General features: G+C 52.7%; 23 protein-coding genes. 12 read left to right on the top strand and 11 right to left on the bottom strand.

Annotation, left to right across the window (positions count from 1 at the left end; genetic code table 11):
• Positions 1–2: 2 nt before the first annotated feature.
• From HCH_RS04555 to HCH_RS04570, 4 genes are all read right to left on the bottom strand, one after another.
• Positions 3–557 (bottom strand): hypothetical protein, encoded by a 555-nt coding sequence (locus HCH_RS04555; RefSeq protein WP_011394967.1) that lies wholly within the window; start codon positions 555–557, stop codon positions 3–5.
• Positions 558–801: 244 nt separating this feature from the next.
• Positions 802–1,059 carry a YfhL family 4Fe-4S dicluster ferredoxin gene (locus HCH_RS04560; RefSeq protein ID WP_011394969.1) on the bottom strand — a complete coding sequence of 86 codons (258 nt, stop codon included), beginning with the start codon at positions 1,057–1,059 and terminating at the stop codon, positions 802–804.
• A 112-nt stretch (positions 1,060–1,171) separates the two neighbouring features.
• Positions 1,172–1,657, bottom strand: a complete 486-nt coding sequence (gene coaD / locus HCH_RS04565) for a pantetheine-phosphate adenylyltransferase (protein ID WP_011394970.1) — start codon at positions 1,655–1,657, stop codon at positions 1,172–1,174.
• A gap of 189 nt (positions 1,658–1,846) precedes the next feature.
• Complete coding sequence (locus HCH_RS04570; protein WP_011394971.1) at positions 1,847–3,292, bottom strand: coniferyl aldehyde dehydrogenase; 1,446 nt, start codon at positions 3,290–3,292, stop codon at positions 1,847–1,849.
• A 161-nt stretch (positions 3,293–3,453) separates the two neighbouring features.
• Here HCH_RS04570 and HCH_RS04575 point away from each other — a divergent pair, with 161 nt between their 5' ends.
• Complete coding sequence (locus HCH_RS04575; RefSeq protein WP_011394973.1) at positions 3,454–4,113, top strand: TetR/AcrR family transcriptional regulator; 660 nt, start codon at positions 3,454–3,456, stop codon at positions 4,111–4,113.
• Positions 4,114–4,132: 19 nt separating this feature from the next.
• Here HCH_RS04575 and yihA read toward each other — a convergent pair whose 3' ends face one another.
• Positions 4,133–4,801 carry a ribosome biogenesis GTP-binding protein YihA/YsxC gene (gene yihA / locus HCH_RS04580; RefSeq protein WP_011394974.1) on the bottom strand — a complete coding sequence of 223 codons (669 nt, stop codon included), beginning with the start codon at positions 4,799–4,801 and terminating at the stop codon, positions 4,133–4,135.
• A 282-nt stretch (positions 4,802–5,083) separates the two neighbouring features.
• On the opposite strand from yihA, the gene HCH_RS04585 reads away from it, so the two are divergent.
• The 3 genes from HCH_RS04585 (at position 5,084) to HCH_RS04595 (ending at position 7,424) form a co-directional block, all read left to right on the top strand.
• On the top strand, positions 5,084–5,689 hold the full coding sequence (locus HCH_RS04585) for a c-type cytochrome (protein ID WP_011394975.1): 606 nt from the start codon (positions 5,084–5,086) through the stop codon (positions 5,687–5,689).
• Positions 5,690–5,911: 222 nt separating this feature from the next.
• On the top strand, positions 5,912–6,517 hold the full coding sequence (locus tag HCH_RS04590) for a thiol:disulfide interchange protein DsbA/DsbL (protein WP_011394976.1): 606 nt from the start codon (positions 5,912–5,914) through the stop codon (positions 6,515–6,517).
• A 109-nt stretch (positions 6,518–6,626) separates the two neighbouring features.
• Positions 6,627–7,424, top strand: a complete 798-nt coding sequence (locus HCH_RS04595; protein WP_011394977.1) for an endonuclease/exonuclease/phosphatase family protein — start codon at positions 6,627–6,629, stop codon at positions 7,422–7,424.
• Positions 7,425–7,484: 60 nt separating this feature from the next.
• On the opposite strand, the gene rpmG is transcribed toward HCH_RS04595, so the two are convergent.
• The 3 genes from rpmG to radC all read right to left on the bottom strand — a co-directional run bounded on the left by rpmG (position 7,485) and on the right by radC (position 8,779).
• Complete coding sequence (gene rpmG / locus HCH_RS04600; protein WP_011394978.1) at positions 7,485–7,640, bottom strand: 50S ribosomal protein L33; 156 nt, start codon at positions 7,638–7,640, stop codon at positions 7,485–7,487.
• An 11-nt stretch (positions 7,641–7,651) separates the two neighbouring features.
• Positions 7,652–7,888 carry a 50S ribosomal protein L28 gene (rpmB, locus tag HCH_RS04605; RefSeq protein WP_011394979.1) on the bottom strand — a complete coding sequence of 79 codons (237 nt, stop codon included), beginning with the start codon at positions 7,886–7,888 and terminating at the stop codon, positions 7,652–7,654.
• Positions 7,889–8,104: 216 nt separating this feature from the next.
• Complete coding sequence (gene radC / locus HCH_RS04610) at positions 8,105–8,779, bottom strand: RadC family protein (RefSeq protein WP_011394980.1); 675 nt, start codon at positions 8,777–8,779, stop codon at positions 8,105–8,107.
• 159 nt (positions 8,780–8,938) lie between these two features.
• Between radC and coaBC the strand changes: the two genes are divergently transcribed.
• The 7 genes from coaBC to argA all read left to right on the top strand — a co-directional run bounded on the left by coaBC (position 8,939) and on the right by argA (position 18,567).
• A complete protein-coding gene (gene coaBC / locus HCH_RS04615) occupies positions 8,939–10,159 on the top strand; it encodes a bifunctional phosphopantothenoylcysteine decarboxylase/phosphopantothenate--cysteine ligase CoaBC (RefSeq protein WP_011394981.1) in 1,221 nt (406 codons plus the stop codon).
• Positions 10,160–10,175: 16 nt separating this feature from the next.
• Positions 10,176–10,634 carry a dUTP diphosphatase gene (dut, locus tag HCH_RS04620; protein ID WP_011394982.1) on the top strand — a complete coding sequence of 153 codons (459 nt, stop codon included), beginning with the start codon at positions 10,176–10,178 and terminating at the stop codon, positions 10,632–10,634.
• Between the two features lie 148 nt (positions 10,635–10,782).
• Complete coding sequence (locus HCH_RS35095; protein WP_011394983.1) at positions 10,783–13,431, top strand: phosphomannomutase/phosphoglucomutase; 2,649 nt, start codon at positions 10,783–10,785, stop codon at positions 13,429–13,431.
• A 68-nt stretch (positions 13,432–13,499) separates the two neighbouring features.
• The gene (argB, locus tag HCH_RS04630; protein WP_011394984.1) at positions 13,500–14,408 is read left to right on the top strand and encodes an acetylglutamate kinase; all 909 of its coding nucleotides are present in this window, start codon (positions 13,500–13,502) and stop codon (positions 14,406–14,408) included.
• A 131-nt stretch (positions 14,409–14,539) separates the two neighbouring features.
• Positions 14,540–15,832 (top strand): hypothetical protein, encoded by a 1,293-nt coding sequence (locus HCH_RS04635; RefSeq protein WP_011394985.1) that lies wholly within the window; start codon positions 14,540–14,542, stop codon positions 15,830–15,832.
• Positions 15,833–15,888: 56 nt separating this feature from the next.
• Complete coding sequence (gene argE, locus HCH_RS04640) at positions 15,889–17,034, top strand: acetylornithine deacetylase (protein WP_011394986.1); 1,146 nt, start codon at positions 15,889–15,891, stop codon at positions 17,032–17,034.
• 105 nt (positions 17,035–17,139) lie between these two features.
• On the top strand, positions 17,140–18,567 hold the full coding sequence (gene argA / locus HCH_RS04645) for an amino-acid N-acetyltransferase (RefSeq protein WP_238384969.1): 1,428 nt from the start codon (positions 17,140–17,142) through the stop codon (positions 18,565–18,567).
• Positions 18,568–18,583: 16 nt separating this feature from the next.
• Here the strand turns inward: argA and HCH_RS04650 are convergent, their stop codons facing one another.
• Positions 18,584–19,753 carry an aminopeptidase gene (locus HCH_RS04650; protein WP_011394988.1) on the bottom strand — a complete coding sequence of 390 codons (1,170 nt, stop codon included), beginning with the start codon at positions 19,751–19,753 and terminating at the stop codon, positions 18,584–18,586.
• Positions 19,754–19,874: 121 nt separating this feature from the next.
• Here HCH_RS04650 and HCH_RS04655 point away from each other — a divergent pair, with 121 nt between their 5' ends.
• Positions 19,875–23,747: a DUF1631 family protein gene (locus HCH_RS04655; protein WP_011394989.1), complete on the top strand. Its 3,873-nt coding sequence runs from the start codon at positions 19,875–19,877 to the stop codon at positions 23,745–23,747.
• Positions 23,748–23,812: 65 nt separating this feature from the next.
• Here the strand turns inward: HCH_RS04655 and ntrC are convergent, their stop codons facing one another.
• A complete protein-coding gene (gene ntrC, locus HCH_RS04660) occupies positions 23,813–25,249 on the bottom strand; it encodes a nitrogen regulation protein NR(I) (protein WP_011394990.1) in 1,437 nt (478 codons plus the stop codon).
• Positions 25,246–26,325: a nitrogen regulation protein NR(II) gene (gene glnL / locus HCH_RS04665; RefSeq protein WP_011394991.1), complete on the bottom strand. Its 1,080-nt coding sequence runs from the start codon at positions 26,323–26,325 to the stop codon at positions 25,246–25,248. The genes ntrC and glnL overlap by 4 nt, the downstream gene beginning before the upstream one ends.
• Positions 26,326–26,548: the final 223 nt, after the last annotated feature.

The raw sequence follows: 26,548 nt of genomic DNA on the forward strand, positions 1-26,548 counted from the left end.
GTTCAGCCGCCCGGTTCTACCAGTACGCCGCCGGTATTCAGCCGCTGCAGCTCCCGCTGGCGCTCTTGACTGAGCTGGAGCGCGCGATCCATCTTCTCGTTGTAGAGCTCCAGCCAGGTGCGAGACCCTGGCACCATGCGAGCCAAGTCATACATGCCTTCTTTGACGCCGCGGATAAACTCCTGATAGCTGGCTTCCTGTTTCAGCAACAGGCGTTGAAAAGCGGGTGCGCTGCCATTAGCGATGGCTGTTTTCATGGCAGGGATTTGGGCGTTCAAGGTCGCGACTTGCTCACGGGTGGCTTGGAGTTCCTGTCGCAACTCCTGTACTTTGTTCTGCAGATCGACGATCTCCGCCGTTTTGGCGGTATCTCCTCCGTCCATGGCGCTGATGATGGAAACTGTAATCGTGACGGACAGGGTCACCACGATCAGCATGGCGAGCAGCAGCAAGAAAAAGCGGTTCAGCGACATGCTTTTTTCAAGCAGCGTCAACCGCTGTGCTTCGGTCATTTGCTCGTCTTCCGCTTCTTTCTTTTCTCGCTCACGGGTAGCCATGATCTATCTCCAGCAAAAATACAATGATGAGACGGCCTCACCGTTTGGAAATACATTTCCAGCTTATAAGTTTAGCTTACATTGCTTAAAAATGTCGTGAACTAATGAGGGTAAGTCCTTTATATCAGGTAAAAACAAGTTAAAGCGAGTGAGGATTCTTTGCCGAATTTATATGGGGAAGTATGGAGAAGTGTAGAAATAAAGGTTGGGACGGACAGGAGATAGGTCCGTCCCTGAAATAGAATCAGGCGGGCGTGTTGCCTGTCAATTTGTAATATTTCGTCATCAGTTCCTCTTCAGTTTCCACTTTGTCAGGGTCCAGAGGAATACAGTCGACAGGGCATACCTGCTGGCACTGTGGTTCGTCATAGTGGCCGACGCACTCAGTGCATTTGTTGGGATCGATAATATATATTTCTTCGCCCGGAGAAATCGCTTCATTCGGGCATTCCGGCTCGCATACATCACAATTGATGCAGTCGTCCGTAATCATTAGCGCCATAGGGTACCTCATGCTTGTCGGACAGGGTGGCCGACGCCACTCTTTTCTCGCCCTATCCGACTATACAGTGCTCTAGAAACACGCTGATTGTATCAAAAACACAACCCGGTAATCACTTGCGCAATGCGAATTGTTGTTGCAAGGCTTTAGACACGATGGGATCTACAAACTCCGTCACATCGCCGCCTAGCGCAGCGATTTCTCTGATCAGCGTAGAGGAGATGTAAGACAGATGGTTGGCGGGGGTCAGAAACAGGCTTTCTACATTCGGGGCCAACTTTCGGTTCATGTCTGCAAGCTGGAACTCATACTCAAAATCGGACACGGCGCGGAGTCCGCGAAGAATGATATTGGCTTGATTCTGTTGTACGAAGTCCGCTAACAGATTACTGAACCCTTTTACGTCCACATTAGGGAACGGCTTGACGACCTGACGCACCAGGTCCACCCGCTCTTCCAGTGAAAACAGGGGATTCTTTTTCGGGCTGGCTGCGACGGCCACCACCACTTTATCGAAGATGCGCGAGGCGCGGGCGATCAAGTCTTTGTGACCATTAGTGATAGGGTCAAAGGTGCCTGGGTAAATAACGGTATTCATAGACGGAAGATTCCGGCGTCAGCTAAAGAGGGTTATGAGTATCTGTGAGCGCTTGGCCTGTACGGCGCGCAATTCGCGTATAGGCTACGCGCCATAAAGGCGCTGCGCAAGCCGAGCGTCAGTCACGTATGGCGGCGGACGCTCGATGAGCCGTATCTGGTTCGAGTAATGCCAATAAAGCTGTCCCCGCTATCGCAGGAACAGCTTATATACCAATTGGTGCAGCAATGTGCCGTGAGGGGGAAAGATAATTTTTCCGCTATGGAAACGCTGCTTCGTATGCACGGCTTTGTGGTTGGAGAAATTGAGGAAGCCTTCCCTGCCGTGATAGTGACCCATGCCAGAGTCCCCGATTCCGCCGAAGGGGAGGTCGTCCTGAGCGAAATGCACCAGTGTATCGTTTATGCAGACGCCGCCTGCGTGGGTGTGCTCCAGCAAATGTTTCTGCTCGCTTTTCTTGTAGCCGAAGTAATAGAGCGCCAAAGGGCGAGGGCGATTGTTAATGTAACGAATGGCGTCGTCGATGGAATGATAGGGGACAATTGGCAGTAAAGGACCGAATATTTCCTCCTGCAACACCTTCATTTCCGGCGTGGCGTTGAGAATAAGCGTCAGCGGGAGTTTGCGGGCGCCGCGGCTGAAATCCTCATTGGCCGGATTTACTTCAATCAGCGTGGCGCCTTTCTCTTCCGCGTCTTTCAAGTAGCCGTTCAGGCGCTTGAGTTGGCGGTCGTTGATGATCGCAGTGTAATCCGGGTTGTCTTTCAATGACGGATACAGCTTGCGAAACTTTTCTCTAAAGGCGTCGATGAAGTGCTCTACTTTGTCTTCGGGACATAAAACGTAGTCTGGGGCAATACAGGTTTGGCCGGCGTTAAACGCTTTGCCGAAGGCGATCCGCTCCGCGGCGTCAGAGATTGGAATATTTTTCGAAATAACCGCCGGGGACTTGCCGCCCAGCTCCAACGTCACTGGGGTAAGGTTTTCCGCAGCCGCCCGCATCACCATGCGGCCAACCGCAGTGGAGCCAGTGAATATCAGATGATTAAATGGCAGGCGAGAAAACTCGGCGGCGACATCGGCTTCGCCGATAATCACGGACACCAAGTCTTCGCTAAAGGTGTTGGCCATCAAATCCTGAAATACCTGGGAGGTGCGCGGTGTGTACTCGGACATCTTTATCATCGCCCGGTTGCCTGCCGCCAACGCCGTTATCAGAGGACCAACCGCCAGATTGAGAGGGTAATTCCAGGGCGAAATAACGCCAACGACACCGAGTGCTTGGTAATGTACCGCATTTTCGGAACCGAAAAACAGCAAGCCGACTTGTCGGCGGGACGGCTTCATCCAGGACTTAAGATGCTTCAGCGTATAGTTGATGCCCTGGATAGCGGGCATAAATTCCGCTAAAAGCGTTTCGTCGCGAGAACGGGAGGAAAAGTCTTCGTTAATGGCGTCAAGCAGCGCCTCTTGATTGTTGAGTAACGCTTTCTTCAAGCGAATCAACGTGTCGCGCCGCACCTCGTAACTGGGGTTCGGGTCATGCTCAAACGCACGTTTTTGCGCGTGAAACGCTCGGTGCAGGTGCTGAATTTCCTTCTTGCTGGTAGTAATCGTGAGAACGTCCGCCGCCATTATCGCCTCCTGGGCGTCTTGCCCCGTCGTGCTGATTTTTGTTTTTCTGCGCTTGCATCAGTGGTTATATTTTTAGAGTATATACTCTAGGTGTCAAGGCCTGGATGTGTAGAAGGAACTATTCATAATGAAAGCCGCCGGTTTGGATCAGAGCAGTCGTAATGAACACTAGAGAAAAGATTATTTTAGCCAGTCTGGATTTATTCAACGAGCGCGGAGAGCGCAATGTCACCACCAACCATATCGCCTCTCACTTAGGTATCTCGCCAGGCAACCTCTATTATCACTTTCGCAATAAAACGGACATTATTTACGAGATTTTTTTGCAGTATCAACTGCTGGTCAACCATTACCTGCAGGCGCCAGAAGGGCGACCGCTGACGGTGGAGGATCAGTTCGACTATCTGGAGTCTGTGTTCGATGGGTTGTGGAGTTATCGTTTTTTTCATCGCGACCTGGAACATTATCTGGAATCGGATGAACGCTTGAAGACGGACTATCGGAAATTCACCCAGCGCTGTATCGGCAGTGTAGTGAATATCATTCAGGGAATGGAGTTGTCTGGAATTCTGAGGCCGGTTTCCGATCACTTACGTCGATCTTTGGCCTTAAACGTCTGGCTGGTGGTGACGAACTGGATGTCGTTTCTTAAAACCGCCGCGGATGAAGAGAGCGCTTTGATCCGTAAAGACACTCTCAAACACGGGATATACCAAGTGATCTGCCTGGAGACACCGTATCTTCAACCTGCATTCTATGATCAGGTGACAGGTTTGCAGCAGAACTATTCCCCCAGCGTTCTCAATGATTTAGGGTTATGAATAACTGTTTGTGAGATCTCTACGCTTGGGGCTCTTCCGTAGTTTCGACGTCTGAAGTCGTCTCGTCAGGTGGGATAAAAAAGCGGTCCATAAACGCATGTGCTTCTTCAACCCCTACTTTGCTGACGGATGAGAATAGTTGTGCTTCGACGGGGAAGCGCCACTTTTGCTTAAGCTCTTTCTTTACTTCCTGCAGTGTGGTCTTGGCCGGACCATACTTCAGCTTGTCGGCTTTGGTCAGCAGCACCAGCGTGGGTAAATCCCGCGCTTCGCACCAATCCAGCATGCTGCAATCGAAGGGACTGAGAGGATGGCGGATATCCATGACCAGGATCAATGCGTTCAGCGTCAATCTATGTTCTAAATAGCGCTGCAAATTGCTCCGCCATTTTTCGAGCATGGCTTTCGGCACTTTAGCGTAGCCATAGCCGGGAAGGTCGACGAGGCGGCAACCTTCACTATTAAGGGTGAAGAAATTGATCAGCTGAGTGCGGCCTGGCGTCTTGGACGTTTTCGCTAGTTTTCCGTTTTGCGTGATCGCGTTCAAAGCGCTGGATTTTCCTGCATTGGAACGTCCTGCGAAGGCGACCTCTACGCCCACGTCAGGAGGGCACTGCTGCAGCTGTTCTGCGCTCATAAGGAAGCGGGCGCTTTGATATGAGACGGGGCGTTTGGTGGTCTGGGTCATACCTTAAATGCTTTCAATTATCGAGATGTGAATGGATGCAGCGCTATGCTGGAGCTGCGTTTTCGAGTGGCGATGTCGCGTTGTTTATTCGTTCATGTTTTGAGTGTTTTATGTATAATACCAGACCGTTTTAAGGGCGTGGGAAGATAATCCTGTTCTTTTCACGTAATTGCAGCATGCGCGAATTGGTAAAATAAGATACTGATTGTGCTTGGGGTATCTTGGATCAAAGCGCCTCAAACAATGTAATTGCAAATTAATAGGTAGCTGATGGGGTCAACAATGAGAATTTTCGTAACTGGTTTGGTGCTGGCGATGGGTATGATTGGCCTGGCGCACGCTGAGGGAGACCCCAAGGAGGGACAGACCAAATCTGCAGTTTGCGCGGCCTGTCATGGTGCGGACGGTAACAGCGCCGTTCCTACCTTCCCCAAACTGGCGGGACAGGGCGAAAGGTATTTGATCAAACAGATTCTTGATATTAAATCCGGTGATCGCCCAGTACCGGAAATGGCGGGGATGACTGACGGCCTTACGGAACAGGATATCGCCGATATTGCTGCGTACTTCGCCAGCCAGCCAGCCACTGTAGGCTCCGCCAGTGAAGCAACCTTGAAGCAAGGTGAGTCGCTTTATCGCGCAGGTAATGCGGCCAAGGGCATTCCCGCCTGTTCAGGTTGCCACTCTCCAGATGGCGCAGGAAACTTTCCGGCTGGATTTCCACGTCTGAGTGGTCAGCATTCCGACTATGTCGCCAAGCAGTTGCAGAACTTCCGCTCCGGCGACCGCTCCAATGATGGCGAAAGCCGTATTATGCGCGATATTGCTGCGAATATGAGCGATGCGGAAATCAAAGCGCTGGCTAACTACATTTTAGGTCTGCATTAAGCACTGTTTGAGCTATACCTGTTCAAAAAAGGCGGCATTGTCCGCCTTTTTTGTTATGCGCAGCTTGCAGCCAAATTAATTGTTTGTCATAAGCGTGGCCCTGGAGTTGCATAATGCATGGTAAGAGGTAAAACTTTTTTCCTTACTGCATGCCTGCAATATTTTTTAATCAACGGAGCTCGGAGATCGTAAATGCGGAAGTTCGCCAGGATTCTATTAATAATGACTTTGGGTCTGGTCGCTCTGGCGGCCAGAGCTGAGACTTATGTTGAGGGACAGCACTACAAGACGCTACCTGCGCCGATTCCGGTGCGTGATGCTTCCAAAATCGAAGTGGTGGAGTTGTTCTGGTACGGCTGTCCTCACTGTTACAAGTTTGATCCACTCGTCAACGTGTGGAAAAAGAGCTTACCGGAAGATGTAAGCTTTTTCCGTTCGCCAGCTGTGTTCAATAAAGTCTGGAAGGCCCATGCCCAGGCTTTTTATGCCGCTGAAGCATTGGATGTTTCAGAGAAAATGCATCAGCCTCTGTTCGACGCCTTGGCGAGAGATCACCAGTCTCTTAATTCTGAAGACGATTTGGCCAAATTCTTCGCGCAATATGACGTTGAAGAGGCGCAGTTTAAAAAGGCCTATAATTCTTTCAGTGTGAAGTCTAAAGTTGAGCAGGCGGCCTCCCGCGCGCTTTCCGCCAGAGCGACTGGCGTGCCGGCGCTGGTGGTGAATGGTAAATACCGTATAGATGCTATTCGTGGCGGGACTTACGAGGATATGCTTAAGGTCGCGGACTTCCTGATAGAGAAAGAGCGTCAGGCCAAAGGTTCCTGAGAGGGCGCTAACAAAACTAACGTAGTAGGAGTGGTGGGGCGTGTATCAAAAGTTCAGAGATAAATTTGGCGTCCTACTACCTCGTCGCTCTCCGGTCACGGAGGGCGACATGAATGCTGCTGAAGAATTTCCCCACCACAGACATATCCGTCTCCTCAGTTTCAATATCCAAGTCGGCATTTCGACCGCTGCATACAGGCATTATGTGACGCGTAGCTGGCAGCATGTTTTGCCTAGCCAGTCCCGCAACAAGAACCTTGATCGCATAGCCGCTTTGTTGAGTCAGTATGATGTTGTTGCGCTGCAGGAATGCGATGGCGGCAGTATCCGCAGTGGCTTTGTTAATCAGGTGGAGTATCTGGCGGAGAAAAGCGGTCATCCGTACTGGTTCCAGCAGTTGAACCGCAATCTTGGGCGTATTGCTCAGCACAGTAATGGACTGTTGAGCCGCTATCGACCGAATTCCGTTACGCAACACAAGCTGCCGGGCGTCATTCCTGGGCGAGGCGCTATTATTGCAACCTATGGCGATCCCACTAATCCTCTTGTTGTGGTGATGCTGCATCTTTCGCTTGGTGAAAAGGCGCAATGTCAGCAATTGGAGCACGTTTGTAAATTAATTGAGGGGTATGAGCATGTTGTTTTGATGGGAGATCTGAATAACCATGCGGAACAACTGCTTAGCTCCACCGCGCTGGGGCGTACGACGCTGGTGTCACTGCCTGAGCGGGTAAATACATTTCCCAGCTGGCGCCCAGAGCGCTCTCTTGATCATATTATGGTTAGCCCTGGACTACAGATAAGAAACGCGGGCGTTGTCTGTTTTCCAGTGTCTGATCACCTTCCCGTTGCGGTGGATGTGGCGTTGCCGGTAGGGTATGGAAAGGGCGTAAAAAAACCCGACTAGGCCGGGCTTTGGTCGGCCAAGCTAGGAAGGCTTGGCCGTTATCTTGAAGAAGTAAGATGTTTACTTGATCTTGGCTTCTTTATAAGCAACGTGCTTGCGAACGACAGGATCAAACTTTTTGATCTCCATCTTCTCAGGCATAGTGCGCTTATTTTTAGTGGTAGTGTAGAAATGGCCGGTTCCAGCTGAAGAAACCAATCTGATTTTCTCGCGCATAATCTAGCTCCTTAAACCTTGCCGCCGCGTGCGCGAATATCGCTCAGCACTTTATCAATGCCGACTTTATCGATGATTCGCATACCTTTAGTAGAAACACGCAACTTAACGAAGCGCTTTTCATTCTCGACCCAGAAACGATGAGTTTGCAGATTCGGAAGAAAACGGCGCTTGGTTTTGTTGTTTGCGTGAGAAACATTGTTACCGGTTATAGGGCTTTTGCCCGTAACCTGACAAACTCTAGACATTTGACTCGCCTCCAACCAAACGTTGGTACTGAAAAATTCCTGCTTCTGGGTGGAGAATTTCCCGCTTTACCCAGACCCGTAAAAATGAGCACGACTTTATAGCAGAAAGAGGCGTTCAAAGCAAAATGTTTTGCATTTTTTGCACAATTCCCATAGGGCTAATCGCGTCTCTTTTTGCTTTTTCGCTGCAAGCGCTTTTTTATATGGGCGGTGTGCTCAAATCCAACCCCGCTCCGCCAGAGAAACGACTTCTCCGTCGCCGACAATCATATGGTCCAAGACTCGTACGTCAACCAATCTCAACGCTTTGCGCAAGGTTTCTGTAATTTCTTTGTCGCTAAGACTGGGCTCTGCGACTCCAGAAGGATGATTGTGAGCGAATATTATAGCGGCGGCGTTGTGTTTTAGCACTCTGCGAACGACTTCCCGCGGATGCACGCTGGCGGAATCAATCGTGCCGCGAAAGAGTTCTTCGTAGGCGATGACGCGATGTTGATTGTCCAGAAACAAGGCGGCGAAAACTTCATACGGGTAATGGCGCAGGTGCGCGCTGAGATACTCACGTGTTAATTCAGGGCTGGTGAGGTTATGGCTGCGCTGCATTTTTTCCTGCAGGTAGCGTTTGGCGAGCTCTGTCGCAGCTTGCAGTTGAGTGAACTTCGCTTCTCCGAGACCGGGTATTTGCCGGAACTCTTCGAAGGAAGCGTCCAGTAGAGGTCGCAGGCCCCCGAAATGATTGATTGTATCGCGAGCAAGGTCCACTGCGCTCCGTCCGCGAGTGCCGGTGCGGAAGAATATGGCCAGGAGTTCAGTTTCGCTTAATTTGCTGGAACCGTGGGCAATTAGTTTTTCACGAGGGCGGTCGGCTTTCGGCCAATCTGAGATAGGCATATAAAATTCCCTTTTAGTTAGGTTCATCCATGGATACTTCTGTGTATTGATATGCAACGGCAATCAAAACGGCCGCTATTATATACAAATGCAATGAAAAAAAAACGGACTGGTGCTATCGTAGCCCCAGTCAAAACGGGGACAGAGTGAAGTAACGCGATGCTTACCGGCAGAAAAATTTTATTGGCGATTACTGGCGGAATCGCCGCTTATAAATGTGCTGAATTGACTCGGTTGTTGGTAAAAAGCGGCGCTGAAACGCAAGTGCTGATGACCTCGGGGGCGAAAGCGTTCATTACTCCGCTTACTTTTCAGGCGCTGTCTGGTAGACCCGTCAGAGACAGCCTCTTAGACCCCGAAGCCGAGATGGGAATGGGCCATATCGAATTAGCCCGCTGGGCGGACCTGATTATTGTCGCGCCTGCAACGGCGGACGCAATAGCCCGGATCGCAGGTGGGTTGGCGGATGACTTGCTCACCACTGTGCTACTGGCCAGTGACGCGCCTTTGGCGGTTGCTCCGGCAATGAACCAAGCCATGTGGCGCAATCCTATGACGCAAGCGAATGTGCAAAAGCTGGTTTCGCTTCGGCCTCGTACTTTTGTATGGGGACCTGACGCGGGTGAGCAGGCGTGTGGCGATCTGGGCCCTGGGCGCATGTTGGAGCCGGCTGCTATGCTTGCTTTAACGGAAGCACATTTCGCTTCGGGGGGGGAACTCAGGTATTGCAATGTTGTGATTACAGCCGGGCCGACTCGTGAACGCATCGACCCCGTGCGTTACATCAGTAACGACAGCTCGGGGAAAATGGGATATGCCTTGGCGGAGGCGGCGGTCAGCATGGGCGCGCAGGTCACTTTGATTTCCGGTCCGGTTTCCTTGCCCCGGCCAAGTGGCGTGAAGGTCGTTAATGTGGAAGGCGCACTGGAGATGCATGCGGCGGCGTTGGCTGCGGTGCAGGCGGGAGCGGATATCTTCATCTCTGCGGCGGCGGTCGCTGACTATCGGCCTGTTACAACTGCCGACCAAAAAATGAAAAAGTCCGCCGAACAGTTACAGATAGCTTTGACGCGCAACCCTGATATTCTTGCGGACGTCGCCGCTGCGCCGAACGCTCCATTTACCGTTGGCTTCGCTGCGGAAACTCAGAAAGTGGAGGAGTATGCGCGCGGTAAGTTGGAGCGTAAAAATATCAATTTGATCATCGCGAACGATGTCTCTCGCAAAGATATCGGGTTTAACAGCGATGATAACGAAGTTTCCCTCATCAGCCGGGATGAGGTAATTCCAATAGCCAAACAATCCAAGCAGGCGCTTGCTGGACAATTAATGTCTCAAATCGTCCGGCAATATCAAAAAACACAATCCACTGATATTTGAATTTGGTCTGAGGTTCATGAAACAAGCATTACTCGTGAAAGTTCTGGATAAACGTCTGGGCAATGAAATTCCACTCCCTGCATATGCAACTGACGGCTCCGCTGGTCTGGATTTGCGCGCCTGCCTGGCGGAACCAGTCACGCTACAGCCTGGGGAGACTACGCTTATCCCGACGGGAATGGCGATTCATCTTTCTGATCCTGGCTTGGCGGCGATGCTGCTGCCCCGCTCGGGCCTGGGACACAAGCACGGAATCGTCCTGGGAAATCTGGTTGGACTGATTGACTCGGACTACCAAGGTGAAGTCATGGTCTCATGCTGGAATAGAGGGAATGAGGCATTCACCATTAGTGTTGGTGAACGTATAGCGCAGATGGTTATCGTGCCGGTAGTGCAAGTCGGCTTTGAAATTGTTGATGACTTCGACGACAGTTCACGTGGCGCAGGCGGCTTTGGTTCAACGGGAACTAAATAGCCATTTGCCCGTTTTGATAACCGCCGCAACTAAGCGGCGTATGCCGTGTTGCAGTAAATGTGTATTCTTTACATGACGTTAGCCTCGGTGTGCGCAGGGCGCGCTGAGGCCATGTGGCGAAATGCGAAAAAGGTAAATTGGCTTATCAATGAAACCGATGAAAAAGAAGCAGGCGGAGACTAACGGCAAAGCGAACGGTAATGGCGCAAAGAAGCCCAAACCGGCCCCAGCGAACAACAGCAAACAGACGGAAACCAAAGGGCTTGCCGGTCCGGGACTTTTTACCGGATTGAGCGCGGTCCTGGCGGCGCTTTGTGTCGTCATCACCGCTTTTGTATTGAAGTCTACGGTGTTGCAGCCTTTGGTGGATGAAGTAAACGCCGCAACTCAGAAGAGTAATCTGGACGCGGCGGTATCGGTAATTAACAACCGTCTGAAATTTATCGAGGACCAGGTCGCAGTGTTGGCGGGCAGTGTGGACGCCGCCAGGTTTGTGGATGATCAGGTGCGTGCTCAAGTTACCGGTATCGCCACTAAAACTTTGCCTGCTGCCGTGCGAGCGGTCGCGTTCCCGAAGGGAAGAGGCGTACGTGACACAGAATCTCCTGTGCCGGTGAGCTTCGCCAGCCTGGATATGGTGCGCAATGTAGAACAGGGCAAGCCGGTGCGTCTGGAAGCCTTCGTATCTAACGAGAAGTGGTTTATTCAAGTCGTAAAGCCGGTGCAAACAGACTCTAACGTTATAGTCGGCACCGTATTGGTGATGTTCAGCACAGAGATTCTTGAGCCTACTTGGCGCCAGACCGGCGGTGGAAAGTATCAACTGTTACAGTCCGCTGGCGGACAGCAGCGAGTAGTGATAGAACATGGCCAAGGCTCCGGCGACAAGCTTGTAGGGAGCACTGCTTTGCCGCAATGGCAAGTGGCGTATTACCCCAACGAGTCCGCCCGCTTTTCGTATAGCGACCAGACGCTGTGGGTCGTCGCGCTGGCTATCGCTTTATTGGCGGCGGGATTGGCGGCTGCGCCTGTGTTTTTGCTTACTAAGAAGGTGCGCAAGGATATTTCGACGGTTACGGCGTTCGGCCAGGCCTGCATTATGGGGGAAAAGCCAAGCTCGCCGAAGATCTCCCTGCTGGCCTTTCACTCCATGGTGGTGTTGCTGGATCAGGCGCGCCAGATCGCTGTGAAGCGTTCTATCCCCACAAAATCCAAAGCCACAGCTGCTGAGACAGAGACGGCCCCGGCCAAGAAGACGTCTCAGCCAGCCAAAAAGGAGGAGGCTGCGCCGCTATTTCAAAATGATGATGCATTGGACATCAGCATGTTGGGAGACGACGACGACCTTTTGGGGCTGCATGATGACGAGCCGGCTTCCGACTTTGGCGAGGGGGCGTCAATGGAAGTCAATGAATCCCAGGTGGTGAATGTCTCCGATACAATCTTCCGTGCCTACGATATTCGCGGGGTTGTGAACGACACCTTAGACGCCAAAGTGATGTATGAAATCGGGCGGGCGCTCGGATCGGAGGCGCGCCAGAGAAATGTGACGGATATGTGCTTGGGCTATGACGGTCGCGAATCCAGCCCAGCCCTGGCTAAGGCGCTGGCGCAAGGGATTATGGCCACTGGCGTTAATGTCATTAATGTGGGACTTGTGCCCACGCCGGTGCTTTATTTTGCCGCGCACCATACTCAAACGCTTTCTGGCGCAATGGTGACCGGCAGCCATAATCCCGCGGAATATAACGGCGTTAAGATGATGCTGGCGGGAGATACGCTGGCGCAGGCGGAGATCCAGAAGCTGCTGCAGCGGATACGTACGCAGAATTATGTCAAAGGACAGGGCGAGCTGAGAAATCAGGACATCCGCCAGAATTATATTGACGCCATTGTCAATGATATTGCTGTCGCTGCGCCGCTCAAGGTGGTGTTGGACGCAGGCAACGGCGTCGCTGGCGATATTGCGCCCAAGTTGATTGAAGAACTGGGCTGCGAAGTAACGCCCCTGTTCTGTGAAGTGGATGGTAACTTCCCGAACCATCATCCTGATCCTGGCAAGCCAGAAAATCTACAAGCCCTCATTGCCAAGGTCAAAGAAGTAGGCGCCGATATTGGTGTGGCGTTTGACGGTGATGGCGACCGCATAGGCGTTGTCACGGCGAAAGGCAAGATTATCTGGCCGGATCGTCTATTGATGCTGTTCGCCAAGGATGTGGTTTCGCGTAACCCTGGCGCTGACGTTATTTTCGATGTGAAATGCAGCCGCCGATTGAACTCTCTTATTTCCAGTTATGGCGGTCGTCCAATCATGTGGCGCACTGGGCACTCGCTGATCAAGGCGAAGATGAAAGAGACTGGCGCTTTATTGGCGGGCGAGATGAGCGGCCATATTTTCTTCAAGGAGCGTTGGTTCGGTTTTGACGATGGCATATACAGCGCGGCTCGCCTGCTGGAAATTCTGGGTATTGACGAACGTAACGCAGACGCCGTGTTTGACGAGTTTCCAGAGGATGTTTCCACACCGGAAATCAATGTTGCGGTTAGCGATAGCAGCAAGTTCATGGTTATGGAAAAACTGTCTCAAAACGCATCCTGGGGTGATGGCAATGTGTCCAGCATCGATGGGGTGAGAGTTGAGTACGCCGATGGCTGGGGTTTATGCCGGGCTTCCAATACTACGCCGGTGTTGGTGATGCGCTTTGAAGCGGAGAGTCAGGAAGCATTGGCGCGCATTCAAAAGGTTTTCCGCGACCAGTTGCTGGCCGTGGACCCTTCTTTGTCGATTCCTTTTTAAATCACGGCGGGCCCGGGAGTGGGCTCGTTGAAACTGTGTATTGAGATTCGCAGGAGACTAACGGAATTATGCTTGATCGAGATAACGCCCTTCAGGTTGCGGCGGTATTGAGCAAAGCGCTGCCTTACATACAGCGCTTTGCGGGTAAAACCATTGTGATCAAATACGGCGGCAACGCCATGACGGACGAAGAGTTGAAGAACAGCTTCGCCCGAGACGTGGTCATGATGAAACTGGTAGGCATCAACCCTATCGTGGTACATGGCGGCGGTCCGCAAATCGGCGATTTGCTGCAGCGGCTTAATATCAAATCCAGCTTTATAAACGGGCTGCGCGTCACGGATAGCGAAACCATGGATGTGGTGGAGATGGTGCTGGGCGGTTCGGTTAATAAAGACATCGTGGCCTTGATCAATCGCAACGGCGGAAAAGCTATTGGTCTGACAGGCAAAGACGCCAACTTCATTACTGCGCGTAAACTGGAAGTAACCCGCGCCACGCCTGACATGCAAAAGCCGGAGATCATCGACATTGGTCATGTCGGAGAAGTAACCGGCGTGCGTAAAGATATTATCACCATGCTCACCGACAGCGACTGTATCCCTGTCATTGCGCCGATTGGCGTCGGGCAAGATGGCGCCTCCTATAATATCAACGCCGATCTGGTCGCAGGTAAAGTGGCTGAAGTCCTGCAGGCGGAAAAGCTGATGCTGCTTACCAATATTGCAGGTTTGATGAACAAGGAAGGCAAAGTGCTTACAGGCTTGAGCACAAAACAGGTTGATGAGCTGATTGCTGACGGCACTATTCACGGAGGAATGCTGCCCAAGATCGAATGCGCCCTGTCGGCGGTGAAAAACGGCGTGCACAGTGCGCATATCATTGATGGCCGGGTCCCCCACGCCACGCTTCTGGAAATCTTTACCGATGAAGGCGTAGGCACCTTGATAACCCGCAAAGGCTGCGACGACGCCTGATCTGGCCCCAGACCGCAGAAAAGCCTTCAGGCTGAGGCCCGGTTCACACCGGGCCTGTTTGTTTTTGCGGACTAGGCTGCTTTAATTAAGACGCGCATTGATTAGTAAGCAAATATTCGGATGCTGACCTCATGAAGAAATTTATAGTCACTACTTTTTTAGTTGTATTAGGGGCCTATGGGGCGTTCAAAGGACTGGTCTGGTATCAGACGGATCAGGCTATCGCCAGGTTTAAAGAAGCGACGGCGCTTCATATGGCGGTGGATTACGGCTGGATCAGCTCCAATCTGGAAGGTGAGATCATCATCAAAGACGTCAAGCTCACGCCTTTCCAACTGCGGGAGACCATTCCCATTCAGGAAGTCAGCCTGAAGTTTCCGTCTGTATTCGCCATGCTTGACTACTACTCCCCTTTGAATCGCCGTTCGCCGCAAAGCTCGAATGCGGGGATGCCTGAGTCGCTGGAAATCTCTATCGTCCACGCTAATCTGCCGATGGTGGATTCTTGGGAGAATTACAAACCGGAGCCGGACGGCTCTCATAACATAGGGGATTTTCTGGCGATCGACTGCGGCGATGTGGACGGCGTTGATGTAAAAGAGATGCGTGAAATGGGATACGACCGCCTTCAGGTAGACGCCTCTTGGGGATATAACTACAACTCAATGTCTTCCCTGTTGAGCCTGTTTTTTAACACAGATATCCAGGGCGTGAGCAATATCCAAGGGCGTCTGGATATTGATGTGGATCGTAATTTCTCTTGGCCGCCATCGGAAGGGACTAAGTTGCCGCGCCTCAAATATCTGACGTATTTGTACGAGGATGCTTCCTTTATCAAGCGTCTGACCTTGTTCTGTACTAAGAAAACAGGCGACAGTCCTGCGCAATTTGTAGAGGGAAGCGTAGAGAAGAGTCAGCAGATCATGGCTGAAGCGGGTGTAACGCCAAGCGCTGATATGATCAATGCGTACGCAGACTACCTAAAAGGCGACGGTTCTTTCGAATTTATTCTGAACCCCGTTGAGGAGCTGGATTACAGCTTGCTGGCCTTTATGGACATGAACTCCATCGTTGATGCACTGGGGCTGCAACTCAGAATGAATCAAGTCATGATTCCAGATTTGAGCGCAACGATTGATCAGGCCAGGTTGAAGGCGTTTCTATCGCCTCCGCCAGTGGTTGTGGAGGCCCCCAAGCCACCGCCTCCCAAGGTTGAAAAGGCGTATCGCCAAGTAGAAGTGGAAGAGCTGGACGCGTATGTCGGGTATCCAGTGAGACTGAAGGAAAACTCCGGTAAGTTGATCGAAGGCAGCATTGAAAAAGTCTTGGAATATCAGATTGATGTGGCCGTGCCATTGCAGACTGGCTCAGTGAGTTTCCATATTAAGAAGCGGGATATTGCTGAAGTTAAGGTATATAAATAGCCATTATGCGGTCGCTCATGCGGCCCGTAATTAACGTTCAAGCCAGAGGAGTACGCATGCCCGAGCTGCCGAAGCTGGAAACCATGGTTCGCGAGTTAGTCGCCATTCCTTCCGTGAGCAGTACATTGCCTCGATGGGATCAAAGCAACCGCCCTGTGGTGGAACGGTTGGCGCAATGGTGCGAAACCCTGGGGATGGAAGTCGCCTTACTGCCAGTGAACGAAGCTGGCGATAAATGGAACCTGGTCGCCAAAGCCGGCCAGGGCGAGGGCGGCCTGGTGCTGGCGGGGCATACGGATACTGTGCCCTATGACGAAGGTTCCTGGAGTAGCGACCCGTTTAAGCTAAATGAAAGGGACGGCAAATGGTATGGCTTGGGCGTTTGCGATATGAAAGGCTTTTTTGCTCTTGCGCTGGCGGCGTTAGCGCCAGCCTTGGCGTATTTACGCAAGCCGGTGACGTTGATCGCTACGGCGGATGAAGAAAGCTCAATGGATGGCGCGCGGCGGTTGATGCAGGCGGCTAAAAACTACGGTGACTATGTCGTCATCGGAGAGCCGACAGGCATGCGCCCCATTCGGCAACATAAAGGCATTTTGATGGACGCCATCAAAGTGGAAGGCCGTTCTGGCCATTCCTCCCAACCGGCGTTAGGACGCAACGCTCTGGAGGCTATGACGGATGTGATGATTGGTTTGAGAGAATTGCGCACTTCCTGGATGGAGCAATACAGCAACCCAGGCTTCGCTGTGCCTTACCCAACCCTCAACCTGGGATGCATCCATGGCGGCGATAATCCCAACCGCATCTGCAAGAGTTGTGAGCTGCAGTATGACGTGCGCTTGATGCCAGGTATGCCAATGGAGACGGTGCGTGACAGTATCCGCCGTCGATTGCGTAGCGTGGCGGAAAAGCATGAAGTGGATATTCAGCTGCAGCCTCTGTTTGATGGCGTGGACAGTTTCCAGGAGCGTGAAGACAGTCGCCTGGTTCGTCTTTGCGAAGAGCTGACAGGCAAGTCTTCCGGAAGTGTGGCGTTTGCGACGGAAGCGCCGTTTTTCAAGCAGTTGGGAGCGGAAACGGTTGTGCTGGGACCTGGAGATATTGATCAGGCGCATCAGCCTGACGAATACGTAGCCCTGGATCGCATCCCCCCTATGATGAAACTGCTGGAAGAGCTTATACGACGTCTGTGTCTATAGCGCTCGGAATAAGTTATATCCCCGGACTTTTCAAATCTGCAAATTGCCTTATGCTAAGCGGCAGTCGCTCCTGCTGGAAGGTAAGTAAAGCTTCAGTATGAGCGTATGGCTGGATTAACCGCCTGGGATGCGCCCAGGAAAGAATTGAGACTGGCGACTATGAATGAATTAAATCAGGAAAAACCTCCCTCCCTCGGCGCGCAAACCGGCGGCGCTGTGCACCGCGATCCAGCGCAGCAGGTTTACTGGTTCCGACATTCGTCGCCTTATATCAATGCTTATCGTGGGCGAACCGTCGTTATTCTTCTCACCGGCGAAGCGTTGGCGCATGCTGGAATAAACACGATCGTGCAGGACATTTCTCTGCTCAACAGCCTGGGCCTGCGGTTGGTCGTGGCCTTCGGCGCCCGGCCGCAGATCGAGGCCAGATTGCAGGAGTCCGATTTACAATCTCACCATCATCATGGCGTGCGTATAACAGATGGGGAGGCCTTACCTTGCGTGTGCGAAGCGGTTGGACGTTTGCGCACGGAGCTGGAGGCCAAGCTGTCCATGGGGCTGGTGAACTCTCCCATGCACGGCGCTGCGCTGCAGGTGATCAGCGGCAACTTTGTCATCGCGAAACCCGTAGGGGTTGTGGATGGGGTTGACCACTGTCATACGGGGTTTGTCCGGAAAGTCCAGGCGGAGCCCATTCACAAGCTGTTGGCGATGGGGCAGATCGTCCTGTTGCCTACACTGGGATATTCGCCGACAGGTGAAGTTTTCAATCTCTCTTGTGAAGATGTGGCGGCTTCCGCTGCAGTGGCTTTGAAGGCGGATAAGCTGATCGTCTTTGGCCCTAAACGGGGACTAACCGGGCCGGATGGCGGTGTTCTACGTGATTTATCTGTGAATGACGCATTACAGCATTTGCAGAATTTATCCTCCGACACAGAAGAGTATCGGCAGCTTTCTTCAGTTTGTCGCGCCTTGCAAAATGGGGTGCGGCGAGCGCATCTGATCAGCTATGCGGAAGACGGCGCTTTACTGCAAGAGATGTTTACGCGTGATGGCGTCGGCAGCTTAATCACCGATGACTCCTATGATGAGATTCGTCCCGCCACCATTGATGATGTCGGCGGCATCTTGGCGTTGATCCGGCCTTTGGAAGAGCAGGGCATACTGGTAAGACGGTCTCGCGAACTCCTCGAACAGGAAATTGGCAACTTCATCGTTGATGATCGCGACGGCGCTATCATTGGCTGCGCCGCCCTGTATCAATTCGAAGATGAGCGCTGCGTGGAGTTGGCCTGTGTCGCGGTCAGAAACAGCTATCGCAAGCAGGGCCGCGGCGACCAGTTATTGGCTTACGCTGAGCGTCGCGCCAAGTCCGCCAAGATGAGCAAGCTCTTTGTTCTGACCACACAGACGGCCCACTGGTTTATCGAACGGGGCTTTCAGTTGGGACAGGTTGCGGATTTGCCGGTGAAAAAGCAAAGCATGTATAACCTGCAGCGCAATTCGAAGGTGTTTGTGAAAAATTTGGACTAAGGGGCCGCACCGTCCTCTATTTATCTGTCTCGCTCTTGCATGAACTGGCTGCGGGGTGTTGCGCCAGTTCATTCAATTCTTGCAACACCTCCTTGCGCTCTTCTTTACTCAGGTCCGTCAAGGATTCCGACCACTGATAGAATGCATTGAGATCGTTCAGTTCGCGGATTTTGTAACGCAATCCTGGCGTCCATTGGTGGTAATTGGCGACGGTCAGTAACTTGGCGTTGTTGATCGGCGCGTTGAACCAGCGTTCATAGCCTGAAGATATCTTGTGCTGTTGCGCCAGCTCCGCGTATCGGGTGCGCAATGCTTCGATGATTTTCGTCTTGCGGGCGCGCTTGTCTTCTGGAGATATGTCTTCTTTATATAGCGCTTCCAGTTCGCCAATAGTTTGCTTCACCAAGGCGACGAACTGCTCCCGACTCTGCGCGCGCACGGCGTAGCGCGTGTTAATGGCGTCCGCGGAGTAGGCGCTGAGTAGTGGCGGCGTATTCTGAGAAGTTGTGTTGGCGGTGTGTTGAAGGTATTGATGCACCCCTTCCTGCTCGACGGCGGTCGCCCAGCTTTCATTAAAGGCGGTGTCTCCCTTTATATAGAGTCTGCGATGCGCCAGTTCATGAAAAAGCAGCCCGGCCAAGTCCACAGGGTCATACCATATGAATGTGTTCAGGACCGGGTCGTTGAACCAGCCCAAGGTGGAGTAAGCTGGGACGCCGCCCACATGGGTGTCGAACGCTTCGCTCGCTAATTCAGCCGCCGCCTCATGGGCGGGCTGCTCGGCGAAGTAACCCTGGTAGGCGACGCAGCCTGCGATAGGGTAACACCAGGTTTTACTGCGCATGGAAAACTCCGGCGCTGCAAAAACGTTCCAGACGACATAGGGACGTTCAAGGTCGGCATATTCGCTATACGCTTCCTCCACGGGAAGGTGCAAGGAGGTAGCGGCGAATTCTCTGACCTGTATGACGTATTCAAGCCGCTCACGGAGATTGGGGGGCGTTGCGTCTTCCTGCACGACCTCTTCAATGGGGCGCTTTTTCTGCAGGATTTCCCACTGTCCCTGAATCGCCTGCAACATAAACCCCGTGGATTGACAGCCTCCCAGAACCAGTAACCCCATCAGTAACAGAGGTAAAAGTTTTATAACTGGAGATAAAGGAAAGGTTTTTTTTAGTAAAGCCATCGGTGAACTCTTTCTCCAAAAATTTATTGGCTGTCTATACTGGTAATAGCGCTCTGATGCGGGCGGAGCGATAGCGGCGACCGGCGCCTTCTTAGTTAATTAACTTAACCTACAGAAACCCATGTCGGAAATCAGTGGCAGAGAACAGGAACGGCGTGCGAGTCAACGTCGCCCCATTCAGTTGAGCGCCTCTCTCGACTTTAAGGGATTGAGCGGCCTGTCATGCACAATTGCGGATTTCTGTCCGGAAGGCGTTTATGTCACCTATCCCACAGAGACGGCTCAACGGCTAAAGCATAGCGGCTTTACCGCCGGTCAGCGCATTCAGGTGAGTTTTATCGATCCTTTCGTGAATCGCAACCATACGCTGAAGGTGAACGTGGTGAGAGCCATCGACAGCGCGATGGGAGGGAGCTTCGCAGAAGGCAATATGGCGGCGGTGACTGCTCTACTGCGAATATGTGGGGCCGAGAACATTGGTCATGGCGCTCCAAAAAGCTCCACGGACTCCGCCTCATTGTTGATGAGGCAGTGCGAGCGGGTCATCCACCAGCACCTGACGCCTTTGTTTGATACCTATCTGCGCGCTTTGCCGAAAAGTTTCGATGAGGCCATTAATACTGCGCCTACGGATAACCAACGCTCTCAACTTGCCGACGCCGCCATAGCCTTGGCGAAGCAGAATGAAATTTTTTCCAGCCAGTTCTTCAAACATATTGGCCAAGCGCTGACTCCCCGAGCGGTGAGCGCTGTGAAAAAGGAAGAGGAGTGTACGGATTTATCGCTGATTGATAAGTCCGAGTTTGAAGACTGGCTCACGCTGAAAGTCATGGTCACAAAAGCGGAAACTGCGTATCGGGCGGTTTTGGTGCAGCTGAAAATGCGTTTGGACGCCGCCGGAGTGGTTTGCCACAAAGGATATAACAACGCGGTGGGGCCGCCGCTTTTGTGTTATGCCTTGCGTGACACCTTGATGCAATTGCATTTACCGCTGCCGGCGGAGCGCCTGTGCTTGAGAGTGTTTGAGCGCACTGTACTGGCCGAATTAGGGCCTGTGTATGCAGAACTGAATGAACTGCTGGTTCGACGAGGCGTGCTGCCCAATCTTGATTTGTCCAAATACTTAAGCACACCGGAAGCGGAGAAAAAGGCGGAGGAGGAAATTGCCAAGAAACCGCCAGCCGAGGGCAAGCAAGATCCGTTCAGTGCGGAGGACAAAGAGCGTGCTGAGCAATTGCGTCAAAAGTTGATGGGCTCAAACCACGAGGAGTCCAAGCAGCCCGCCAAGCCTGTCACTCCCCCGGCCCCTCCTCCATCAGGAGCGCAGGGCGAAAGAGATATGCATGGCTACTTGGCGGATGCGGAAACCAGCTTCGCGGCGGTGAATAAACTGTTTGAAATTCTGGAAAGCAATCGCGCTTTATTGAAGCAAAAAGAGCTGCAGGCGCCCCCTTTTCCAAAACCCTCCGAAGCGCCCCAGTTCCGCAACGAAGAAATTCTGTTCAACTTGCAGTCCGTGCAGCAGCACCCGCCCGGGGAGGGCGTCAGCCTTGATGAGTCAGGATTGCGAGAGCGCTTGTTCAACGTACTTCAGAATAATGAAGCAGGTTTGAAATCTTTTGGCGCGGAGCAGGACAAGGCCCTGGATGTGGTGGACCGATTTTTCGCCAGCCTTTTGAAAAACCAGAAGCTTAGCGGAATCGCCAAGATGCAGATCAAGGGACTGGAGCTACCTGTGCTGCGCTTGCTGATGCGTAATCCAGACTTCCTGGAGCAGCACGAAAATACGGCGCATAAAGTCATCAATCGTATTGCGCAGATCGGCGTCAAAGGGGGAAGGAACAGTCAATCGGTCTTGGAGCGCATTAATACGCTGATTCATCGTATTCAGGCGGATCATGAACGGGACCCAGGCGTATTTGATGAAGCGCTGGCGGAGTTGGATGAATTGCTGGAGCGCCAGAATCTGCTTTATCGCCGGAATGTGGAAAGGGTCACAGCAGCGGCGGAAGGGCAGCAGAAAGTTGAGGAAGCCAAGCAGGCTGTGATTGACGAAATAGAGCAACGCATCGCCGGCAAGCAGGTGCCGCGGGCGGTGGCGACGCTGCTGAATGGCGGCTGGCGGGATTTGCTGTCGCTGACCTATATTCGGCAAGGCCCTTCCAGCCAGGCCTGGTATGACTACCTGAGCGTTTTGGATACGCTGATTCATGTCGGCAATGACCCAGGTTTCGAGTTCAACTTGCCGGAACTGTTACGCATTATTCAGGACGGCCTCTCCGCAATCTCCTCCAATCATATGCCGTCCGGCCACATTCGCGATGAGCTTAAACGTTTCCTCGTACGTCGTGTGGGGGCCGAGCCCGAAATGGTGACCATGCCGGATAATCGGGAAGAAACCAGTGACCCAGGCGTGCAGTTACTGGGCGAAGCCAGGCAACGAGGTTTGCAGCGCTGGCTGATGCGGGCGCAAAAACTGAAAGTCGGGGATTGGCTGAGACTGGAGCGAGACGAGAAGGAGGCCGAGTTTATTCGGCTGGTCTGGGTCGGCCGCAGCTTTTCACGTTATGTTTTCGTGAACCATCAGGGAATGAAGGTGATAGACCTGGACGCGCTGACGCTGGCGGCCTACCTGCAAAAAGGCATCGCCGCCCCGGACGAGTCGGTGGATACGCCAGTGGTGGATCAAGGCCTGGACGCTATGGTTCAGGACCTTTATGAGCAACTCAGCCACGCGTCGTCACATGATGAGTTGACCGGGTTGATTCAGCGTAAAGAGTTTGAACGTCAGGCGCTGGTGAAACTTTCCCAGTCCAGTGATGGCGATAAGTTTGTAGGACTGCTGGTCAGTCTTGGGCAGTTCCGCCTGATCAACGAATCCGCCGGTATTGAGGCGGGCGATCAGGCGCTAAAGGATATCGCAAGTTTATTGAAGTCGCTCTTTACGCCAAAAACATTGGTATGCCGGTTTGGCGGCGATGAATTCATGTTGCTGGTGGAAGGCGAGGCGACGGCGGCGGTGGAGAAAATCACCACGGCGCTGCGTCAGTATCAGCTGCGATGGGAAAGCAATGTATTCTCTGTCTCTGCGAGTATTGGTTATGTTGAGGTCAGCGGGGGCGTGCTGGATGTGCCGCATATGGTGCAGGCCGTTGAAGAGGCTGCTCGTCGCGCCAAGAGCAAAGGAGGCAATCGCGTTGAAGAATTCGATGTCGATCGGGCTCTGATCGCCAGGCGTGACGCTATCGCCTCAAAAGTGGCGAGTTTGGGTAAAGAGCTGGAGAACGAACGAGTCCTGTTGCGTTGTCAGAAAATCATACCGCTGCATCCCGGCGCCAAGATGGGAGCCCAATACGAGATACTGCTCAGCATATACGATGACAACGGCAACCTGATTCCCGCCGGCGACTTTGTGCGCGCAGCGGAAACCTACAAGCGAATGCAGGCGGTGGATCGCTGGGTGGTCGGACATATGCTGGATTGGATGTCTAAGAATCGACAGCAGATTGAAACGATGGGCGGGGTCAGCATTAACCTTTCCGGTCACTCTTTGAATGATGAGGGATTGCTGGAGTTTATCTTTGAGCGGCTGACCAAATACGACTGCCCCATGGACAAAATGTGCTTCGAAATCACGGAGGCGGCGGCGATTTCGAATCTCTGCGATGTTTCCGAGTTTATTGTGGAGCTGCAAGAATATGGCTGCCGTTTTTGCCTGGGTGATTTCGGCACAGCGATGGCGTCCTATCAATATCTCAAGCAGTTGCCCGTTGATCTGATCAAGGTGGATGGCTCTTTTGTCAAAGACGTGGCGACCGACCAGAATGATCAAACGATGATTCGTTCAATGACGGAAATGGCGCACTACTTGGGGCGTGAGATTATTGCCCCGCAAGTGGAGACCAAAGAGTCATTGGAGATGCTGCAAAAGCTGGGCGTCGACTATGTGCAAGGCTTTTACATAGAGCGCCCGAAATCGCTGGCGAATTTCTAGAGGAAAGTAGGGGCTGGGGCGCGAAGGCCCCTTATGTTTCGTCTGCCGCCAGACTTGGGGGAGACTTAATCATCATCTTCGCTTTCGTCGTGACCCGCCATCCCCAGTTCTTTGATTTTTCTGGTGAGGGTGTTGCGTCCCCAGCCAAGCAATAGCGCTGCGTCGCGTTTTCTTCCCGCCGTTTGCTTAAGCGCGCTTTCTATCATGATGCGTTCAAACGTCGGCACTGCCGTATCCAGTAGGCTGCTCTTGCCTTTCTTGAGTTCTTGCTCGGCCCAAGTGCGCAACGACTCCTGCCAATCCTGAGTCGGGCTACGGTGGTTGGATTGCTCCTGGAGTTCCGGAGGGAGGTCGGAAACGTGAATTTCCCGGCCTGAGGCCATCACCGTGAGCCAGCGACAGGTGTTTTCCAGCTGCCTTACATTACCGGGCCATGAAAGCGAACACATGTATTCTTCCGCTTCGGTTTTCAGTACCTTTGGCTCGACATTCAGCTCTTCCGCCGCTTTTTTCAGGAAATGGCCAGCGAGTTTAGGGATGTCTTCCCGACGCTCGCTAAGCTTCGGCAGATGTACCCGGATTACATTCAACCGATGGAACAGGTCTTCCCGAAAGCGCCCTTCCTGCACCAGCTTTTCCAGGTTTTGATGTGTGGCGGCGATAATGCGCACATCCACTTTTATGGGCGTGGCGCCGCCGACCCGATAGAACTCGCCATCCGCCAACACTCGGAGCAGGCGAGTTTGGGTATCCGGCGGCATATCTCCTATCTCATCCAGAAAGAGCGCGCCGCCGTTGGCCTGCTCAAAACGTCCCTGACGCTGACCGCCAGCCCCAGTAAAAGAGCCTTTTTCATGTCCGAACAATTCGGATTCAATGAGATCCTTTGGTATCGCCGCCATGTTGAGAGCGATAAAAGGTTTGCCCGCTCTGGGGCTGTGCTGATGCAGGGCGCGCGCGACCAGTTCTTTACCGGTGCCGGACTCGCCGTTGATTAACACCGTGATATTACTGTGGGAAAGCCTGCCGATAGCCCTGAATACTTCCTGCATGGCGGGGGCTTCCCCGATGATTTCCGTATCCTGACTCAATGAGTTTCCCTCGGGCGCGCGGCTGGTGGCCATCTGTTCCTGCGCATGAGCCACTGCGCGTTTCACCAGAGAGACGGCGTCGTCCACGTCGAAAGGTTTGGGAAGGTATTCAAACGCGCCGCTTTGATAGGAGGATACCGCGCTATCAAGATCCGAATGCGCGGTCATGATAATAACTGGCAGGTGCGGGTAGCTGGTGTGAATCTGTCCCAACAGGCTCAAGCCGTCAATGCCGGGCATGCGGATGTCGCTGATAATCGCATCCGGCTGCTCCCGCTCCAGGCGATGCAGAACGCCGTCCCCGGACTCAAATGATCGGGTATTCAGATGCGCCTGCTCCAGGGCTTTTTCTAAGACCCATCGAATTGAACGATCATCATCTATGATCCATACGTTGGGTGATGCGCTCATGATAGTGGCTCCAGTGGAATAAATATGATGAAGTTCGTACTGCCGGGCTGGCTTTCACATTCAACCAGCCCTTTATGTTGTCCGATTATGCTTTGTGTTATGGAAAGCCCCAGACCCGTCCCCTGTGCGCGACCGCTCACCATCGGGTAGAAAATATTATTCAGGAATTCGGACGGTATGCCGGGACCGTTATCAATGACGTCTACTCTTACCACCAGGCGATGCCGCATATGACCGATCGTGAATTGCCTGAGCGGGCGCGTACGCAATAATATTTGCGGGCCGCCAGATCCGGGGGGCGTGTAGTCCTCAAAGGCCTGCATGGCGTTGCGACAAATATTCAGGAAGGCCTGAATAAGCTGCTCCTTGTCGCCGGCGAACTCAGGAATACTGGGATCGTAATCGCGGATGAGCTTTATCTTGCCGGCGCTTTCTACTTCAATCAGGCTGTATACCCGCTCCAGCACTTCATGGATATTGGTCGGTTCCTGTTTAAAGCTGCGATTGGGGCCGAGCATGCGGTCAACCAGGTTGCGCAGCCTATCCGCCTCATCAATGATGATGCGGGTGTAGTCATGCAGCCCCTCTTCTTTTAGTTCTTTATCCAAAAGCTGAGCTGCGCCGCGAATGCCGCCCAAAGGGTTTTTGATTTCATGGGCGAGTCCGCGAATCAAGATTCGGGAGGTTTCTTGTTTGGAGAGCAGCTCTTCTTCGCGACTGATGCGTAAGAGGCGGTCACGAGGTTGAATCTCCATGATGACGTAAACGTCGCTGGCGATATGCACGGGAGAGACTGTGTAATCAACCAGGAGACGACTCCCTGAAGGCAGTAGAAACTCCGCTTCTCTTTGAGTATAGGTCTGGCCGGTGCGCAGACATTCTTCCAGTCCGGTCAGTGTGGAGCTACCTTCTATCAGCAAATCTTTTATCGTGGCCCCGTTGGCCCTTTGCTCACTGGTTTCCAGCAACACTTCGGCGGATGAATTACTAAAAGCAATCCGCTGCTGGGGGTCAATAACCAGTACGGAAGTGGTCAGATTTTCGAGTAAGCGAGTCTGAAAAACGATGGGTAGCATAATGTTGACCTATTTTTGCATTGTGAATGCAATATCCAAACCAGAACTGCGGTAAAGCGGTGCGAATTACCGGGTTCTCTGCACAGGCGTGGGGCGGGTAGCCCAAATGTGAGCTACGTCCTCAGGAAGCGCTCCAGAAGCGGGCTTGGGCGGAAAGTAAGTCGGCGGCGATGTGCATGATCATGGCGCGTCATGCACAAAGTGGAGGCGCTAGGCTTCAATT

This window comes from Hahella chejuensis KCTC 2396 (assembly GCF_000012985.1).
Lineage (GTDB): Bacteria > Pseudomonadota > Gammaproteobacteria > Pseudomonadales > Oleiphilaceae > Hahella > Hahella chejuensis.

Bases quoted from the DNA above. Each gene is read 5' to 3' on its own strand.
- HCH_RS04575 (WP_011394973.1), top strand. From the start codon at position 3,454: ATGAACACTAGAGAAAAGATTATTTTAGCCAGTCTGGATTTATTCAAC.
- yihA (WP_011394974.1), bottom strand. From the start codon at position 4,801: ATGACCCAGACCACCAAACGCCCCGTCTCATATCAAAGCGCCCGCTTC.
- dut (WP_011394982.1), top strand. From the start codon at position 10,176: ATGAAACAAGCATTACTCGTGAAAGTTCTGGATAAACGTCTGGGCAAT.
- HCH_RS04560 (WP_011394969.1), bottom strand. From the start codon at position 1,059: ATGGCGCTAATGATTACGGACGACTGCATCAATTGTGATGTATGCGAG.
- HCH_RS04570 (WP_011394971.1), bottom strand. From the start codon at position 3,292: ATGGCGGCGGACGTTCTCACGATTACTACCAGCAAGAAGGAAATTCAG.
- coaD (WP_011394970.1), bottom strand. From the start codon at position 1,657: ATGAATACCGTTATTTACCCAGGCACCTTTGACCCTATCACTAATGGT.
- rpmG (WP_011394978.1), bottom strand. From the start codon at position 7,640: ATGCGCGAGAAAATCAGATTGGTTTCTTCAGCTGGAACCGGCCATTTC.
- rpmB (WP_011394979.1), bottom strand. From the start codon at position 7,888: ATGTCTAGAGTTTGTCAGGTTACGGGCAAAAGCCCTATAACCGGTAAC.
- HCH_RS04650 (WP_011394988.1), bottom strand. From the start codon at position 19,753: ATGGCTTTACTAAAAAAAACCTTTCCTTTATCTCCAGTTATAAAACTT.
- HCH_RS04595 (WP_011394977.1), top strand. From the start codon at position 6,627: ATGAATGCTGCTGAAGAATTTCCCCACCACAGACATATCCGTCTCCTC.
- coaBC (WP_011394981.1), top strand. From the start codon at position 8,939: ATGCTTACCGGCAGAAAAATTTTATTGGCGATTACTGGCGGAATCGCC.
- argB (WP_011394984.1), top strand. From the start codon at position 13,500: ATGCTTGATCGAGATAACGCCCTTCAGGTTGCGGCGGTATTGAGCAAA.
- HCH_RS35095 (WP_011394983.1), top strand. From the start codon at position 10,783: ATGAAACCGATGAAAAAGAAGCAGGCGGAGACTAACGGCAAAGCGAAC.
- ntrC (WP_011394990.1), bottom strand. From the start codon at position 25,249: ATGAGCGCATCACCCAACGTATGGATCATAGATGATGATCGTTCAATT.
- argE (WP_011394986.1), top strand. From the start codon at position 15,889: ATGCCCGAGCTGCCGAAGCTGGAAACCATGGTTCGCGAGTTAGTCGCC.
- argA (WP_238384969.1), top strand. From the start codon at position 17,140: ATGGCTGGATTAACCGCCTGGGATGCGCCCAGGAAAGAATTGAGACTG.
- glnL (WP_011394991.1), bottom strand. From the start codon at position 26,325: ATGCTACCCATCGTTTTTCAGACTCGCTTACTCGAAAATCTGACCACT.
- HCH_RS04590 (WP_011394976.1), top strand. From the start codon at position 5,912: ATGACTTTGGGTCTGGTCGCTCTGGCGGCCAGAGCTGAGACTTATGTT.
- HCH_RS04635 (WP_011394985.1), top strand. From the start codon at position 14,540: ATGAAGAAATTTATAGTCACTACTTTTTTAGTTGTATTAGGGGCCTAT.
- radC (WP_011394980.1), bottom strand. From the start codon at position 8,779: ATGCCTATCTCAGATTGGCCGAAAGCCGACCGCCCTCGTGAAAAACTA.
- HCH_RS04655 (WP_011394989.1), top strand. From the start codon at position 19,875: ATGTCGGAAATCAGTGGCAGAGAACAGGAACGGCGTGCGAGTCAACGT.
- HCH_RS04585 (WP_011394975.1), top strand. From the start codon at position 5,084: ATGAGAATTTTCGTAACTGGTTTGGTGCTGGCGATGGGTATGATTGGC.
- HCH_RS04555 (WP_011394967.1), bottom strand. From the start codon at position 557: ATGGCTACCCGTGAGCGAGAAAAGAAAGAAGCGGAAGACGAGCAAATG.